The organism is Actinopolymorpha rutila, from assembly GCF_013407855.1.
In the GTDB taxonomy this organism is placed as follows: Bacteria; Actinomycetota; Actinomycetes; order Propionibacteriales; family Actinopolymorphaceae; genus Actinopolymorpha; species Actinopolymorpha rutila.
In genome coordinates this window covers 2,244,100-2,258,524 of record NZ_JACBZH010000001.1, presented here as the reverse complement: position 1 = coordinate 2,258,524, position 14,425 = coordinate 2,244,100, and the positions used below count along the sequence as shown (strand labels likewise).

The 14,425-nt window shown below is 72.7% G+C and carries 15 protein-coding genes and 1 pseudogene; 9 read left to right on the top strand and 7 right to left on the bottom strand.

All coding sequences use genetic code 11. From position 1 onward, the window contains the following. Positions 1-87: 87 nt before the first annotated feature. Both F4554_RS10180 and F4554_RS10175 read left to right on the top strand, forming a co-directional pair. Positions 88-819, top strand: a complete 732-nt coding sequence (locus F4554_RS10180; protein ID WP_179787154.1) for a TetR family transcriptional regulator — start codon at positions 88-90, stop codon at positions 817-819. Positions 820-859: 40 nt separating this feature from the next. Then, entirely contained in the window at positions 860-1,786 is a 927-nt protein-coding gene (locus F4554_RS10175) for a TIGR03620 family F420-dependent LLM class oxidoreductase (protein WP_179787153.1), read from the top strand. A gap of 52 nt (positions 1,787-1,838) precedes the next feature. On the opposite strand, the gene F4554_RS10170 is transcribed toward F4554_RS10175, so the two are convergent. The 3 genes from F4554_RS10170 to F4554_RS10160 form a co-directional block, all read right to left on the bottom strand. Then, positions 1,839-2,696: a bifunctional methylenetetrahydrofolate dehydrogenase/methenyltetrahydrofolate cyclohydrolase gene (locus F4554_RS10170; protein WP_179787152.1), complete on the bottom strand. Its 858-nt coding sequence runs from the start codon at positions 2,694-2,696 to the stop codon at positions 1,839-1,841. 91 nt (positions 2,697-2,787) lie between these two features. Continuing rightward, the gene (gene purU, locus F4554_RS10165; protein ID WP_179787151.1) at positions 2,788-3,657 is read right to left on the bottom strand and encodes a formyltetrahydrofolate deformylase; all 870 of its coding nucleotides are present in this window, start codon (positions 3,655-3,657) and stop codon (positions 2,788-2,790) included. Between the two features lie 285 nt (positions 3,658-3,942). Next, positions 3,943-4,875, bottom strand: a complete 933-nt coding sequence (locus tag F4554_RS10160; protein WP_179787150.1) for a C1 family peptidase — start codon at positions 4,873-4,875, stop codon at positions 3,943-3,945. A gap of 213 nt (positions 4,876-5,088) precedes the next feature. On the opposite strand from F4554_RS10160, the gene F4554_RS10155 reads away from it, so the two are divergent. The 4 genes from F4554_RS10155 (at position 5,089) to F4554_RS10140 (ending at position 10,421) form a co-directional block, all read left to right on the top strand. Further along, complete coding sequence (locus tag F4554_RS10155) at positions 5,089-5,646, top strand: DUF6328 family protein (protein WP_179787149.1); 558 nt, start codon at positions 5,089-5,091, stop codon at positions 5,644-5,646. Further along, positions 5,636-7,024 (top strand): four-carbon acid sugar kinase family protein, encoded by a 1,389-nt coding sequence (locus tag F4554_RS10150; RefSeq protein ID WP_179787148.1) that lies wholly within the window; start codon positions 5,636-5,638, stop codon positions 7,022-7,024. Before F4554_RS10155 ends, F4554_RS10150 begins: the two co-directional genes overlap by 11 nt. Then, complete coding sequence (pdxA, locus tag F4554_RS10145) at positions 7,021-8,022, top strand: 4-hydroxythreonine-4-phosphate dehydrogenase PdxA (RefSeq protein WP_179787147.1); 1,002 nt, start codon at positions 7,021-7,023, stop codon at positions 8,020-8,022. The genes F4554_RS10150 and pdxA overlap by 4 nt, the downstream gene beginning before the upstream one ends. Positions 8,023-8,171: 149 nt before the next feature. After that, the gene (locus F4554_RS10140) at positions 8,172-10,421 is read left to right on the top strand and encodes an outer membrane protein assembly factor BamB family protein (protein WP_179787146.1); all 2,250 of its coding nucleotides are present in this window, start codon (positions 8,172-8,174) and stop codon (positions 10,419-10,421) included. Between the two features lie 56 nt (positions 10,422-10,477). Here the strand turns inward: F4554_RS10140 and F4554_RS10135 are convergent, their stop codons facing one another. The 4 genes from F4554_RS10135 to rlmN all read right to left on the bottom strand — a co-directional run bounded on the left by F4554_RS10135 (position 10,478) and on the right by rlmN (position 12,941). Next, positions 10,478-10,690, bottom strand: a complete 213-nt coding sequence (locus tag F4554_RS10135; RefSeq protein WP_179787145.1) for a hypothetical protein — start codon at positions 10,688-10,690, stop codon at positions 10,478-10,480. Beyond that, a complete protein-coding gene (locus tag F4554_RS10130; RefSeq protein WP_179787144.1) occupies positions 10,687-11,103 on the bottom strand; it encodes a protein kinase family protein in 417 nt (138 codons plus the stop codon). The genes F4554_RS10135 and F4554_RS10130 overlap by 4 nt, the downstream gene beginning before the upstream one ends. An 11-nt stretch (positions 11,104-11,114) precedes the next feature. Continuing rightward, complete coding sequence (locus F4554_RS10125; protein ID WP_179787143.1) at positions 11,115-11,756, bottom strand: TetR/AcrR family transcriptional regulator; 642 nt, start codon at positions 11,754-11,756, stop codon at positions 11,115-11,117. Positions 11,757-11,837: 81 nt separating this feature from the next. Continuing rightward, positions 11,838-12,941, bottom strand: a complete 1,104-nt coding sequence (gene rlmN, locus F4554_RS10120) for a dual-specificity RNA methyltransferase RlmN (RefSeq protein WP_179787142.1) — start codon at positions 12,939-12,941, stop codon at positions 11,838-11,840. Here rlmN and F4554_RS33530 point away from each other — a divergent pair. From F4554_RS33530 to F4554_RS10110, 3 genes and pseudogenes are all read left to right on the top strand, one after another. Further along, positions 12,882-13,241 (top strand): annotated as a pseudogene (locus F4554_RS33530) (MMPL family transporter); the annotation flags it as partial. The gene rlmN and the pseudogene F4554_RS33530 sit on opposite strands and share 60 nt — an antisense overlap. A 50-nt stretch (positions 13,242-13,291) precedes the next feature. Further along, complete coding sequence (locus F4554_RS33525; RefSeq protein ID WP_337796317.1) at positions 13,292-13,618, top strand: hypothetical protein; 327 nt, start codon at positions 13,292-13,294, stop codon at positions 13,616-13,618. A gap of 227 nt (positions 13,619-13,845) precedes the next feature. Beyond that, a complete protein-coding gene (locus F4554_RS10110) occupies positions 13,846-14,268 on the top strand; it encodes a TIGR03668 family PPOX class F420-dependent oxidoreductase (protein ID WP_179787141.1) in 423 nt (140 codons plus the stop codon). Positions 14,269-14,425 lie beyond the last annotated feature (157 nt).

Here is a 14,425-nt window from a genome sequence, read left to right as displayed (position 1 = left end):
AGCACCAGTGTCCCCTATCGGAGTGGGCGGGTGGCGTACGGTCGCGTCTCGGTGGGTTTTTGACCGATCGGTCATATACTCCTCCCCGTGTCGGACATCGCCCCGGCCCCCACGCGCACCCGGACCAGACCGCCCGGCCGGCCGCGCTGCTTCGACCCGGGCGCCGCCCTGGACGCGGCCGTCGAGGCGTTCCTCGCCCGGGGCTACCACGCGACGTCGCTGACCGACCTCACCACCGCCACCGGGCTCCACCGGGGCAGCCTGTACGCCGCGTTCGGAGACAAGCACAGCCTGTTCCTCGCGGCGCTGCGCCGGCACGCCGAGCACAGTCTGGCCGCGCTCGACGCCACGATCACCGCCGCGCCCTCTCCGCTGGCAGGCGTACGGACGTTCCTGCGCGACCACGCCGAACGCGCCGCCGGGCAACGCGACGGGCGCGGCTGCCTGGTCGCCAACACCACGCTCGAACTGCTGCCCGGGGACCACGAGGTGGCCCGGGAGATCGAGGCGTACCAGCGGCGGATGACGGCCCGGGTCGCGCGGGCGCTGGACGAGGCACGGGCGGCGGGCGAGCTCACCGCAGCGGACTCGACGGAGGTGCTGGCGCGCTACCTCTTCGTGGTGGTCGAGGGCATGTGGCAGCTCGGGCGTACGACGGGCGGCACCGGCGCGCTGGTCGGCGTCGCGGAGGTCGCCTTCGCCACCCTCGCCGTGCCGACCGAGCCGACCGAGCCGACCGAGCCGACGACGGTCGTTCCGACACCGAACTCCGGGTATACCGACCCGGCGACCAGACGCACGGATCGACGCACCGACTGACGCACCGAGAAGTCCACCTACCGACGAAAGGTCACCTCCCATGGCACCCCTCTCCGGCAACGCGCCCCGGCCCGACACCTGGAAGGAGCGGCTCGGCTCCGTCGGCGTCTGGAGCGGCGCCCTGAACTGGGCCTCCGCGGCCGCGGCCCGCGAGGCGGCCGCCGAGATCGAGGAGCTCGGCTACGGCTCCCTGTGGGTCTCGGAGGTCCCGGTGGCGAAGGAGCCGTTCGCCAACCTCGCGGTCCTGCTGGCGGCGACCGCGCGGATTCCGATGGGCACCGGCATCGCCAACGTCTGGGCCCGCGACGCGACCGCCACCCGGGCCGCGGCGCTGACGCTCTCGGAGTCGTTCCCCGGCCGCTTCGTCCTCGGCCTCGGCGTGAGCCACCTGCCGGCCGTCGAGGCGAGGGGCGGAGAGTACGAACGCCCGCTGGCCAAGATGCGCGGCTACCTCGACCAACTGGAGGGCGGGGCCCCCTACGAGGGGACGCGTCCCTCGGACGACCCGCCGGTGGTGCTGGCCGCGCTGCGGCAGAAGATGCTGGAGCTCGCACGCGACCGTACGCAGGGCGCGCACCCCTACTTCGTCCCGCCCGAGCACACCGCCCGCGCCCGTGAGGTGCTGGGCGCCGGCCCACTGCTGATCCCCGAGCAGGCGGTCGTGGTCGACACCGACCCGGACCGGGCGCGGGCGCTGGCCCGCGAGCACACGGCCAACTACCTCAGGCTGCCCAACTACACGAACAACCTGCGCACGCTCGGCTTCACCGACGAGGACCTCGAGAACGGCGGGAGCGACCGGCTGGTCGACGCGATCGTCGCGTGGGGCGACGTCGACGCCGTACGCGCAAGGGTGCGGCAGCACCTCGATGCCGGGGCCGACCACGTGCTGCTCCAGTCGATCGCGCCCGAACGCGGGCTCGGAATCGACCAGCTGCGCGAGCTCGCGCCGGCCCTGCTCGGCTGAGGTCGAGCCGGGCGGTTCGGCCGCGTCCCGCTCCGACCGCCTGTCGCGCAGGTCATCGGGAGGCGGCGGCCTCGGCTGCTTCCACCACGTTGGTCAGCAGCATCGCCCGCGTCATCGGGCCCACCCCGCCCGGCATCGGCGCCAGCCACCCGGCCACCTCGCGCACGCCCGGGTCGACGTCGCCGACCAGGCCGGCGTCGGTCCGGGTGATGCCGACGTCGAGCACCACCGCGCCGGGCCGCACCATGTCGGCCCGGATCAGCCCTGGCACCCCGGCCGCCGCCACCACGATGTCGGCGCCGCGCACGTGCGCGGCGAGGTCCTTGGTACGGGTGTGGCACAGGGTCACGGTGGCGTTCTCCGAGCGCCGGGTGAGGATCAGCCCGAGCGGACGGCCGACCGTGATGCCGCGGCCGATCACGCAGACCTCCGCACCGGCCAGCTCCACGTCGTGGCGGCGAAGGAGCTCGACGATGCCGCGCGGCGTGCACGGCAGCGGGGCGGGTTCTCCGTGCACCAGCCAGCCGAGGTTGGCCGGGTGCAGTCCGTCGGCGTCCTTGCCCGGGTCCATCAGGGCGAGCACGCGGTTGGCGTCCAGCCCCTTCGGCAGCGGCAGCTGGACGATGAACCCCGTACAGGCCGGGTCGGCGTTCAGCCGGCGTACCTCCGCCTCGACCTCCTCCTGGCCGGCGTCGGCGGGCAGCTCGACCTGGATGCTCTCGATGCCGACCTGCGCGCAGTCGCGGTGCTTGCCGCGGACGTACGCGTGGCTGCCGGGGTCGTCGCCGACGATCACCGTGCCCAGCCCGGGTACGACACCCTGCGCGCGCAGCCGGGCCACGCGTTCGGTCAGCTCGGCGCGGATCGCCGCTGCCGTCGCCTTGCCGTCCAGGATCCGTGCGCTGCTCATCGCTCTCCTCGTTCGGGGCCTGTCCGTGGAGTTCTACGTACTCCCGTACGTCGTTCCTACTAGGTCGTGACCGGCCGGCGACAGGCGGGGCTCACCGGAAGATGACCGTCCGCATGCCGTTCAGGATCACCCGGTGCTCCAGGTGCCAGGTGACCGCCCGGGCCAGGGCGAGGCTCTCCAGGTCGCGGCCCACCGCTGCGAGCTTGGCCGGGGTCAGCGTGTGGTCGACCCGGGCCACCTCCTGCTCGATGATCGGCCCCTCGTCCAGCACCTCGGTGACGTAGTGCGCGGTGGCGCCGATCAGCTTCACGCCGCGTTCGTACGCCTGGTGGTAGGGCCGCGCGCCCTTGAAGCTCGGCAGGAACGAGTGGTGGATGTTGATCGCCCGGCCGACCAGTTTCTCGCAGAGGTCGTGGGACAGCACCTGCATGTAGCGGGCCAGCACCACCAGGTCGACCCGCAGCGCGGACACCAGGTCGAGGATCGCCTGCTCCTGCGCCTGCTTGGTGTCCGCCGTCACCGGCAGGTGGTGGAACGGCAGCCCGGTCTTCTCCACCATCGGGCCCACGTCGGGGTGGTTGGACACCACGGCCGCGATGTCGGCCGGGATCGCACCGACCCGGCAGCGGTACAACAGGTCGTTGAGGCAGTGGTCCTGCTTGGACACCAGCACCAGCAGCCGCTGGCGGGCACCGAGGTCGCGCAGTTGCCAGTCCATCCCGAAGGTGGCACCGATCGGGGCGAAGCCGACCTGCAGGTCGTCCAGCGTCGTCTGCGCGGACTCCGCCTGGACGTGCACCCGCATGAAGAAGCCGCCGTCCAGCCGATCGCTGAACTGCTGGCTGTCGACGATGTTGCAGCCACGCTCGGCCAGGAACCCGGCCACGGCGTGCACGATGCCGAGCCGGTCCGCACACGAGAGGGTGAGGACGTACTCCGGCCCTGCGCTGGCGTTGCTCATGGGTTCGATTGTCCCGGGCGCCGGCCTCCGGCACGGCCCGACCCCGTCAGACTGCCGGTCGGAGGCCCGGTCGGAGCCCCGGTCGGAGCCCTCGTCGCCGCGCCCGGCGACGAGGGACCGAAACGTGCCTGATCCGCACCGGAGCTGTGGACGAACGGGGATTTTCCGGCCGAACGGGTCTAACGTGCGCCCGATGACCTCGGCCCGACCGAACACGCCGGCGCACCCGCCGGGCCGGCTTCGCGGCCGGCTCCCCCGGGCGGATTCGTTCTCGCGCGAAGGCGCCTACTCGTCGAAGGCGGTGGTGTCGAACATCTCCGCCTGGGTCATCGACCACCAGTCGGTGGCGAGCTCGCGCCGGACGTACTCGTACGGCAGCCAGCCGTAGCCGCCGTCGCCCCAGGTCTCACCCCACGAGTTGCGGATGAGGAACGCGCCGGTCTGCGTGGTGTTGTCCCCCGGGTTGGTCACCTTGCGCTTGTCGTCGTACCCGACCGCGGCGATGGCGTGGCCGCCGAGGACGTTCTCCTTGGAGCTCGGGAACGGAATCTCTCCGGGTTTGGCCGGCTTCTGGATCGACTCGTAGACGGTGAAGCCGAACATCGCCGGGATGCCGGCGGCGAGGTGGCTGCGTACCTCCGCGAGGGTGTCCTCGCCGTTCGTGCCGGCGGGGTCGAGCCGGAAGTACTGCAGCGCCTGGTAGTTCTGCGCGAAGGCGAACGCGAACGCGGGCGGGTCCTCGTCGAACTTCTGCACGTCGTAGGGCCAGTACTTCTCCGGCGGTGAGCCGAAGGCCGCCAGCGCTCCCATCACCGAACGCAGGTAGGCGCCGGTGTCCCCCTTCACCCCGAGGAAGTCGCGGGTGACCTTGTACAGGAACAGCCGGGACAGGTCGATGTACTTCCCGCTGGCCCGGCGCTGGTAGTACTCCATGATCCCGCAGGCGGCGTTGGCCGTGCACGAACCGAGCTCGCCCTGGTCCTCCACCGACGAGCACCACTGCCGCAGGTCGGCGGTGGCCGGGAGCTTGTTGGTGGCCCGGCCACCCCCTGCGGTCGTCATCCTGTCCGCCAGCCCGCGCAGGCTGGCCGAGGAGGAGTTCTTCAGCTTGTCCACCACCGGCGTGGACCGGCTGGTGAGGTCGCGGACGTCGGGGCGGTCGGGCAGCCAGCCCGTGCCGACCGGCCGGGTCCGGCCGGGCAGGACGATTGTCTCCATGGCGGTGTCTCCTGGGTCTGCCTGGTGATGCTTCGGTGGTGCGTTACTCCTGGTGTTTTCCCAGGTCGGGCCCGACCTATGTCGTCCGCGGTCCGACCGGTGATTACGCCGACGGTCCGTGTGTGTGCTGGCGGTGCCGGTGAGTGCTGGCCGAGTGTTACCCGGTGCTGCCCGGTGCTGCGGGCCGAACGCGGTCCCGGGCATGATGCGGGCATGGACAGTTCCGGAGGGACCGGGCCGCACAGACCCCTGCGGCCCGGTGAGACCCGGGTCCAGCGGGCCGACCGGAACTTCGCCGAGATCCTCGGTGAGCTGCGGGTCCTGCAGACCGGTGTGCAGATCCTTTTCGGTTTCCTGCTGATCCTCGCGGTGCAGCCGAGGTTCGGCGAGACCTCGACGTTCGGCCGGATCACCTACGTCGTCACGTTGTTGCTGTGCTGCCTGGCGACCGCGTTGCTGATGGGCCCGGTCGCCTACCACCGCGCACTGTTCGCGAAGGGCCTCAAACCGGAGATCGTGCGGGTGTCCAACCGGTTCGCGCGGGCGGGCATGCTCGTGCTGCTCCTCGCCATCGACGGCGCCGTGCTGTTGGTGATGGACTTCGTGTTCGGCCTGCCCGTCGCGCTGGCGCCGACGGCGTTCGTGCTGCTGGTGTTCGCGGTGGCGTGGTACGTCCTTCCGACCAGGCGGCTGGCGACCCTGGACCGGGAGTTGCGCGAGCTACGGGAGCGGCGCGAGCGGGAGCACGGGGACGCGGGCCATGACTCCTGAGCCGACTCCTGAGCCGACTCCTGAGCTCCGGGTGGCCGTCGTCGCCGACGACCTCACCGGCGCGGCCGACACCGGCGCCGGCTTCCTGCGCGCCCGGTTGGGCACCACCGTGACCTGGGCCGAGGAGCTCCTCGCCGACGGCGTGACCGTTCCCACCCATGGCCACACCGACGTGCTCGCCGTCGACGCCGGTACGCGCCGGGCGACCGCCGAGCAGGCCGCGACCACGACGGGGCTGGTGGTCGAGGCGCTTCGCGGCGCCGGGACACACGTCCTCTACCAGAAGGTCGACTCGATGGCCCGTGGTCATCTCGGAGCCGAGGTCGGAGCCGCGTTGCGGGCCTGGCATCCCGACGCGGTGGCGGTGGTCGCGCCGGCGTTCCCGGCCGCGGGGCGCAGCACGGTCGGCGGCGTCCAGCGGGTGCACGGCGTCCCCGCCGAACGCGGCGACCTCGCGGCCCGGCTCGACCAGGCCGGCGTCGGCCCTGCGCGGGTCGACCTGACGGCCGTACGAAGTGCCGACCCGCGGGCGGCGTTCGTACGTTCGCTGCGACCCGGCGTCCGTGCGCTGCTGTGCGACGCCGAGACCGACGCCGACCTGGCCGCGATCGCCGGCGCTGCCGCCGCGCTGTCCCGACCCGTGGTGTGGGTGGGCTCTGCCGGCCTCGCCCACGTACTCCCCCACGTCCTGGGGCTCACCGACGACTCCGAGCCGGCTGACAAGGCCGGCTTGACAGCGACGGGCAAGGCAGGGTTGACAACCGATCCCGAGCCGGCCGCGGACGGGAAGAGCGTCCCCGCGGCCGCTGGTCCCGTCCTGGTCGCCGTGGGCAGCGTGCACGCCTCCGCCCGCGAACAGGTCCGCCACCTGCTGGCCGACGGGGCCGGCCACGTGGAGGTGCCGGTCGCCACCCTCGACCACCACGTCGACGTGACCCTCACCGCGATCCGGCGCCACCTGCGGGCAGGCACCGACGTCGTACTCACCCTTTCCGGCGAACTCGGCGCGGGCGGCCCGGACGACCACCGGCTGACAGCCCGGCTCGGGGAACTCACCAGGCCGCTAGCCGACCTGGTGGCCGGGCTCGTCCTCACCGGCGGGGACACCGCCACCGGTCTGCTGCGGGCCTGGGGTGTGCCCGGCCTGCGCCTGTGCGCGGAGGTCGAGCCCGGCGTACCCCTGTCGGTGACGACCGGACCCCTGCGGATCCCGGTCGTCACCAAGGCCGGCGCGTTCGGGGACGCCGACACGTTGCGGCGCGCCCGGGCCCGGCTCGCCTCCTTCACCGCCTCCGCCGCCGGCGCGGGCCTGTCCTCGTTCAGTTCCTCGTCCAGTTCCTCGTCCGCCCACTCGCCATCCGCCGAAGGAGAACGATGAACCGTCCTGTCATCGCGATCACCATGGGAGACGCCGCGGGCATCGGCCCCGAGGTGGTAGTCAAGGCCCTCGCCCACAGCGAGACGTACGACCTCCTCCGTCCGGTCGTCGTCGGGGACGCCGGCCGGCTGCGGCGCGCGGTCGAGCTCACCGGCACCGGCCTGGACGTACGCGAGGTCGACTCCCCCGCCGACGCGGCGTACACCGCCGGCACGGTCGACTGCATCGACCTCGGGCTGATCCCGGCCGACCTGGAGTTCGGCAAGCTGTCCGAGGTCGCCGGGGACGCGGCGTTCCGCTACATCGAGCGGGCGGTCGCGCTGGCCACGGCCGGTGACGTGGACGCCATCTGCACCGCGCCGCTGAACAAGGAGGCGCTGCACGCCGCCGGGCACCGCTACCCCGGGCACACCGAGATCCTGGCCGCGCTGACCGGCACGCCCGAGGTGTCGATGATGCTGAGCGCACCGAAGCTGCGCGTGGTGCACTGCACCACCCACATCGGGCTGGTGGACGCGGTGGAACGCATCGAGCCCGGCCTGGTCGAGCGCACGATCCGGCGCGGTCACGAGACGCTGGTCCGGTCGGGGATCGACGCGCCGCGGATCGCCGTCTGCGGCATCAACCCGCACGCGGGCGAGAACGGCCTGTTCGGCAACGGCGAGGAGGAGACGAAGGTCGCCCCGGGCATCGCCGCCGCACGGGCCGACGGCATCGACGCCCGCGGTCCGCTGCCCGCCGACACGGTGTTCTTCCGGGCCGTACGCGGCGACTTCGACCTGGTGGTCGCGATGTACCACGACCAGGGGCACTGCCCGGTCAAGGTGCTCGGCCTGGACGCCGGGGTCAACATCACCGTCGGGCTCCCGGTGGTGCGGACCTCGGTCGACCACGGTACTGCGTTCGACATCGCCGGCACCGGCGACGCGGACGAGCGCAGCATGCTGGAGGCGCTGCGGCAGGCCGCCGAACTCGCGCCCGAACGCCACGCGGCCTGAGGGCCGTTCGGCCGTCCCAGGGGGCGGCCCGTCCGGTCACCGGCCGGATGAGGTCTGTTCACCGGTGTTCACCGGCGAACCCGCGCGCGTTGTCGGCGGTTGCCGCTAGCGTTCCGGCGAAGATCATCCCCGGCCGGAAGGACGCCCCGATGTCGCCTCGCCCTGACCCGGATGTGCCCTCATCCCCGCTCGGCCGGCGAGGGTTCCTCTCCCTGGCCGGCGCACTCGGCGGCGTCGCGGCGTGGGGCGGGGTGGGCGGCTCCGGCACCGCCTGGGCGGCGGCACCTGGCGCGGGGGTGACCGGCCCCGCGGCTTCGCCCGCGGGTGCCGCGGGCGGGGCCAACGCGCCGCTGTCGTTCGCGGTCCTCACCGACACTCATGCCAACGTCGACGCGCCCGCGGGGCTGGACACCCTGCGCCGCACCTTCGCCTCCGTCGAGGCGGCGAATCCGACGTTCGTCCTCAACTGCGGCGACATCACCGACTACGGCGCCGACGACGAGTTCGAGGCCTACCTGTCCACGATCCCGGCGGGGCTGCGCGACCGGCTCCACCACGTGCCCGGCAACCACGAGGTGCGCTGGGATGTCCACGGCCGCGAGCTCTACCACCGGTTGTTCGGCCCGGCGCCGTACTCCTTCGACGTGGCCGGGCTGCACGTCGTGGGCCTGGACCCGACGCAGCTGCTGCAGGAGCCGGGCCACTTCGGCCGGGACGGCCTGCGCTGGCTCGCCGACGACCTGTCCGCGGCCCGGCCGAGCGTGCTCTTCCTGCACTACCCGATGGGCGGGGAGCACTACTACGTCAACGACCAGGACGCGTTCTTCGAGACGGTGGCCGACCTGCCGGTGCGGGCGATCTTCGCCGGGCACATCCACCGCGAGCAGGTCGTACGCACCAACGGCCTGACCCAGGTCGCGGCCAACGCGGTGAAGAACGGCGCCTTCTACTACTGGGTCGACCGGGTGGCCGAGGCCGGGCACAGCGTGCTGCGGGTCGCAGCCGTCGCGGTCGCCGCCGACGGCACCGAGACCCGGCGTGACCTCACCACGATCCCGCTGGAGGAGGACCGCACCACCCGGCAGCTCCGGCCGGTACGCATCGACGTCGGCGCGCCCTCCGGCGGCCGGGTGCGGGTCGACGTCCGGGTGCCCTCCACCGGCTCCACGGGCACCCAGGCGCAGGTCTATCCGCAGCAGATCTTCGGTGGCGGCTCGGCCGGCACCTGGGCCGACCTGACCCGCACGAGCCGCGGCTGGTCCGGCTCGGTCGACGTGGCCGCGCTCGCGGCGGGCACGCACCGGCTGCAGGTGCGGGTGCTCGGTGCCGGCGGCGCCCGCTACGACGCGACCCGACCGTTCACCGTCGCCGCCGACGGTACCGCGCCCCACGACCGGTGGCAGGCGCGGCTGCCCGGCAGCATCCAGGGCGCTCTGGCCGCACACGACGGGCTCGTCGTGGCCGCGACCACCAGCGGCGTGGTCGAGGTGTTCCGCCCCACCCGCGCCGGCCGCGAGGTGGCCTGGCGGGCGACTCTCGGCCCGGTCCACCGCGGCCCGGCGTTCACCGCGGACGGCGCGACCGTCCTCGTTCCCTCCGCCGACCACCACCTGTACGCCCTCGACGCGGCGGACGGCAGCGTGCGCTGGCGGTTCGGTGTTCCCGACCCGGTGCTCAGCTCACCTCTGGTGACGTCGGTGGACGAGGTGGCGACCGTGGTCTTCTCCGCCGGCACGACGCTGTACGCCGTGCACGCCGAGACCGGTGAGCGGCGGTGGAAGGCCGACCTGCACGGCTTCTTCGCCGGCCGTGCGGCCTGCGACGGCGACCGGGTCTACGTCGGCGGCGGGGACGGACGCGCGTACGCCTTCGACGCCGCGACCGGTGCCCAGGCGTGGTCCTACGACGCCACCACCCGTCAGGACTCCTACGGCCGGCTCCTCTACGGGCCCTGGGACGACACGATCGAGCTGCTGCCCGGCGGCGGCGTCCTGGTGTCCACCGTGTCGTCCGCCGCCGCGCTCGACGGCGCGTCGGGGCAACGCCGGTGGAGCGTGCCGGGCAGTTACATCTACTCCCCCTCGCCGGTGACCGAGCGGGGCGTGGTGCTGATCGACGAGTGGGGGCGGGTGCAGCTGGTCGACCCTGCGACCGGGGCCGCCACGTGGAAGGCCGAGATCGGTGCCCGGGCGCTGAACTCCGGCCCGGTCGTGGTGGGCGACCTGATGTGGAACGTCGCGGTGACCGGGTTGCTGGCCTGTGTCGACCTGACCGACGGGACCGTGCGGCACCGCCGCCAGCTCGGTCCGGCCAACACGTTCAGCACGCCCGTGCTGGTGGACGGCCTGCTCGTCACCGGCGACCAGGACGGCACACTGCGCGGCATCGAGCTGCCTTGAGCAGTGGGACGACGTCAGCCGGGCCGGGATCGTTCCTCCCCGGCGCAGGGCAGGCTCTAGTCGTCGATGCGGGTGCGAGCCAAGTCGAGCATGAGGTCGACCTCGGCGGCGGAGTAGTGCCGGATCATCCAGTCGACCATCCGCAGGCTCATCGCAGCCCAGTAGACGCGCAGGGTCTCCGGCTCGATGGTCCGGTCGATCACGTCGTCCAGCCAGCGCGCGGTGTCCGGGTCACCCTTTCGCGCCGCGACGTCGAACCGCAACGTCACCAATCCGAACCTCCGGTCGCCCCGCCCGAGGCCGTCCCAGTCGACGGCGAACCCGGCAGCCGTTCCTGAACGATCGCCACCGCGTCCGGCACCTCCGCCACGAGGTGGTACGCCGGGACGGGCAGGCCCCGCGCCCGCGCCGCCGTCAGGATCTCCGCGGTGGCGCGGACCCCGTCGGCGTTGCTCGAGGGACCGATGGTGAGCACTCCGTCCCGGCCGTCGGGCCAGCGGACGTACGCGGCGCCGACCTCCCCACCGGGTGCCGGGCCGAGCAGGGTCAGCCGGGCGTCGGTGTGGTCGTTGACCAGGGCGACGAGGTGAGCGGGATCGAGCCGGCGTACGGGTGCCAGGTCCGGATCCGCCGGCGATGGCGTTTCGGCGACTGCCGAGGATTCTCGATGATCATCGGGCATGAACGCAGACGTTACCCCGCGGCCGTACGAATGCCGACAAGCGCGACGTCGACACCGCGCCGAGCGGCCGCCCGGACCTCCGCCAGCGGTTCGCCGCGGGCGATGGCGGTCAGCGCGGCCGCCTGCGCCCCACCCGTGAGCGCGCCCACGAAGGCCGCCGCGCTCACCCGGTCGAGCCGGTCGGGGTACGCCTGGCACAGGGCGTCGGTCAGCTGCCGCTGGGCGTCGAAGATCACGTGCAGCGCCCGGGCCTGCAGGGCAGGTACCGACATCACCAGACGCGCGCGCACGGTGTAGATCAGCTCGGCGTGCGCCTCGTCGGCCGGGTCACCGGAACCGTCGGCGGCGCCCATCAGGGTCAGCACCCCTTCGGCGACCCGGGCGAGCAGGTCCCCGACCTCCTCCTGCTCCCCGTGGTCGGTGATGAGCCGGACGGCGAGGTCGATCCGCTCGCCGGTGTCGGCGAACAGGACGGCTTCCTTGCTCGGAAAGTAGTTGAAGAACGTCTTCGTGGAGACGTCGGCGGCTGCGGCGACGGCCGCGACGGTGGTCTGGTCGTACCCCTGCTCGTCGAACAACCTGATCGCGGTCTCGACCAGCGTCCGGCGGGTCCGCCGCTTCTTGCGCTCCCGCAGTCCGGTGCCGTCCGACATGCGGACACGCTACCTCAGCTGTATTCCTACACTCGCTGTAATCCTTCACCCGGGGGCGCCGGCCGGCGCGACGCAGGGGCGTCAGGACTCCTTCGCCGCCAGCTGCCCGCAGGCGCCGTCGATCTCCTGCCCGCGGGTGTCGCGGACCGTGACGGGGACGCCGTGCGCCTCCAGCCGGCGCACGAACTCCCGCTCGTCCTCGGGCCGGGAGGCCGTCCACTTCGAACCGGGCGTCGGGTTGAGCGGGATGAGGTTGACGTGCACCAGATGTCCGGACAGCAGCCGGCCCAGCAGGTCGGCGCGGAACGCCTGGTCGTTGACGTCCTTGATCAGGGCGTACTCGATCGAGACCCGGCGCTTGGTGCGGTCGGCGTACTCCCACGCGGCGTCCAGCACCTCGCCGACCTTCCACCGGGTGTTGACCGGCACGAGCTCGTCGCGCAGCTCGTCGTCGGGCGCGTGCAGCGACAGGGCCAGCGTCACCGCCAGCCCCTCCTCGGTGAGCTGCCGGATCCGCGGGACCAGCCCGACCGTGGAGACGGTGACGCCGCGCTGCGACATCCCGAGGCCGTCCGGGACAGCGTCGGTGAGGCGGCGTACGGCGGAGATCACCGTCTTGTAGTTGGCCAGCGGCTCGCCCATGCCCATGAACACGACGTTGGAGACCCGGCCCGGCCCGCCGGCCACGGCACCGCCGGCGAGCAGCCGCGCGCCCGCTACGACCTGACCCACGATCTCGGCGGCAGAGAGGTTGCGGGTCAGGCCCGCCTGGCCGGTGGCGCAGAACGGGCAGGCCATCCCGCATCCGGCCTGGCTGGACACGCACATGGTGACCCGGCCGGGGTAGCGCATCAGGACGCTCTCCACCAGCGCGCCGTCGAACAGCCGCCACACGGTCTTGACCGTCGCCCCGCCGTCGCAGGTCAGCGTGCGTACGGGAGTCAGCAGCTCCGGCAGCAGGCCGGCGCCGATGCGTTCGCGGCTGCCCAGCGGCAGGTCGGTCATCTCCTCGGCGGAGTCGACGAACCGGCCGAAGTAGTGGGTGGACAGCTGGCGCGCGCGGTATGCCGGCTCGCCGAGCTCGACCAGAGCCTCCCGGCGTTCGGCCGGGGTGAGATCGGCGAGGTGGCGGGGCGGCCGGCCGCGGCGCGGCGGGGCGAAGACGAGATCAACAGGAGCAGCCATGACGGCTCCCAGTGTCACACAGCACGCCAACCGGGCCGTTCACTCGCTCCTCCGGCCGTTCACTGCGGACGGCCGGCACAGCCCCGCTACGAGCCCAAGGGGGCGCTCGCCACCGTCGCCGTACCCCTCTCGACCGAGCTCGGCACGGCGAAGACGGCGGCGAAGATCACCGACATCCGCGCCGCCGCGTCGGGGAACCTGACCGATCCCCTGCGCGCACAGGTGACCGGCGCGCCCGCGTTCACAGCCGACCTGGCCAAGGTGTTCGACGGCGCCGACACCAGGTTGCTGCTGGTGACCGCCGCCGTGGTGGCGCTCCTGCTGCTGGTCACCTACCGAAGCCCGGTGCTGTGGCTGGTCCGCTGCTGGTGGTCGGCGCCGGCGACCGGCTGGCGACCGTGCTGGTCAAGATGCTCGCGCCCATCGCCGACGTGCAGGTCGACGCGTCCACCGGGGGCATCCTGTCGGTGCTGGTGTTCGGTGCCGGTACGAACTACGCCCTGCTGCCTGGTGGCCCGGCCGTCCCGAGGTCGGCCATCGCGAAGCGCACCGGGCCTGAAGGGCACCGGCCTGAGGGACAGCGGCGTAGGGCAGGCGGGAATTCCTCGGCGAGGTATTCGACCGGGTTCACTCGGCGAAAACCAAGAGAATTCGGCGGGGCCGCGAATTCAGCCTGAATTCGGCAGGAATTCGTGGACCTGAACCAGCGCCGGCGGCAATGAAATTCACGGATCTCGGCCGGCTCGCCTCGACCGGGCCGCATTTCGTACGTCGGTACGGAGTTCCGAACCGATTTCCGGTCGACGCCGGATCAGGACGGATCGGCGCGGCGCGGTCCCCCGCGACGCCCGACCGGGCGGGATACGCTCCGGCGAGGGAGCTACCGCGGGAGGGGGCGGCGCCGATGCGGCTGACCGGCGAGGAGGCGCGGCGGCGATTCGCGGGGAGCCGCACCGCGGCGCTGGCCATGGTGGACGCGGACAGCCGGCCCCACGTGGTGGTGGTGACGTTCGCCGTGGCTGGCGACCTGATCCTCACCGCCGTCGACCACAAGCCGAAGACGACGCCGCGCCTGCACCGGCTTCGCCTGGTGACGGAGAATCCGCGGGTGTCGTTGCTCGCCGACCACTACGACGACGGCGACTGGACCCGGCTGTGGTGGGCGCGGGCGGAGGGCCGGGCCGAGGTGGTGACCGAAGCCGCCGAACGCGCCGAGCCGGTCCGGTTGCTGAGCGGGAAATACGCGCAGTACGCCGCCATACCACCGGCCGGTCCGGTGATCAGGGTGCATGTCGAGCGCTGGTCGGGTTGGGCGTACGCCGAATGAGCCGGCCGCCGCGGCCGATCGCGAGGTCCTCCCCACAGGACTGCTCACAGCGCTGCTCGGGGCACCCTTCCGGCCTTCGGAGTTCACCTCACACCGGCGGAGTTCGAGCGTAACCGCGGGAATTCCGGAGCACATTCGGGGCTGATTTCCGTCGGCC

Excerpts from the sequence above, each read along its gene's own strand:
- F4554_RS10175 (WP_179787153.1), top strand. The coding sequence starts at position 860 with ATGGCACCCCTCTCCGGCAACGCGCCCCGGCCCGACACCTGGAAGGAG.
- F4554_RS10170 (WP_179787152.1), bottom strand. The coding sequence starts at position 2,696 with ATGAGCAGCGCACGGATCCTGGACGGCAAGGCGACGGCAGCGGCGATC.
- purU (WP_179787151.1), bottom strand. The coding sequence starts at position 3,657 with ATGAGCAACGCCAGCGCAGGGCCGGAGTACGTCCTCACCCTCTCGTGT.
- F4554_RS10160 (WP_179787150.1), bottom strand. The coding sequence starts at position 4,875 with ATGGAGACAATCGTCCTGCCCGGCCGGACCCGGCCGGTCGGCACGGGC.
- F4554_RS10155 (WP_179787149.1), top strand. The coding sequence starts at position 5,089 with ATGGACAGTTCCGGAGGGACCGGGCCGCACAGACCCCTGCGGCCCGGT.
- F4554_RS10150 (WP_179787148.1), top strand. The coding sequence starts at position 5,636 with ATGACTCCTGAGCCGACTCCTGAGCCGACTCCTGAGCTCCGGGTGGCC.
- pdxA (WP_179787147.1), top strand. The coding sequence starts at position 7,021 with ATGAACCGTCCTGTCATCGCGATCACCATGGGAGACGCCGCGGGCATC.
- F4554_RS10140 (WP_179787146.1), top strand. The coding sequence starts at position 8,172 with ATGTCGCCTCGCCCTGACCCGGATGTGCCCTCATCCCCGCTCGGCCGG.
- F4554_RS10130 (WP_179787144.1), bottom strand. The coding sequence starts at position 11,103 with ATGCCCGATGATCATCGAGAATCCTCGGCAGTCGCCGAAACGCCATCG.
- F4554_RS10125 (WP_179787143.1), bottom strand. The coding sequence starts at position 11,756 with ATGTCGGACGGCACCGGACTGCGGGAGCGCAAGAAGCGGCGGACCCGC.
- rlmN (WP_179787142.1), bottom strand. The coding sequence starts at position 12,941 with ATGGCTGCTCCTGTTGATCTCGTCTTCGCCCCGCCGCGCCGCGGCCGG.
- F4554_RS10110 (WP_179787141.1), top strand. The coding sequence starts at position 13,846 with ATGCGGCTGACCGGCGAGGAGGCGCGGCGGCGATTCGCGGGGAGCCGC.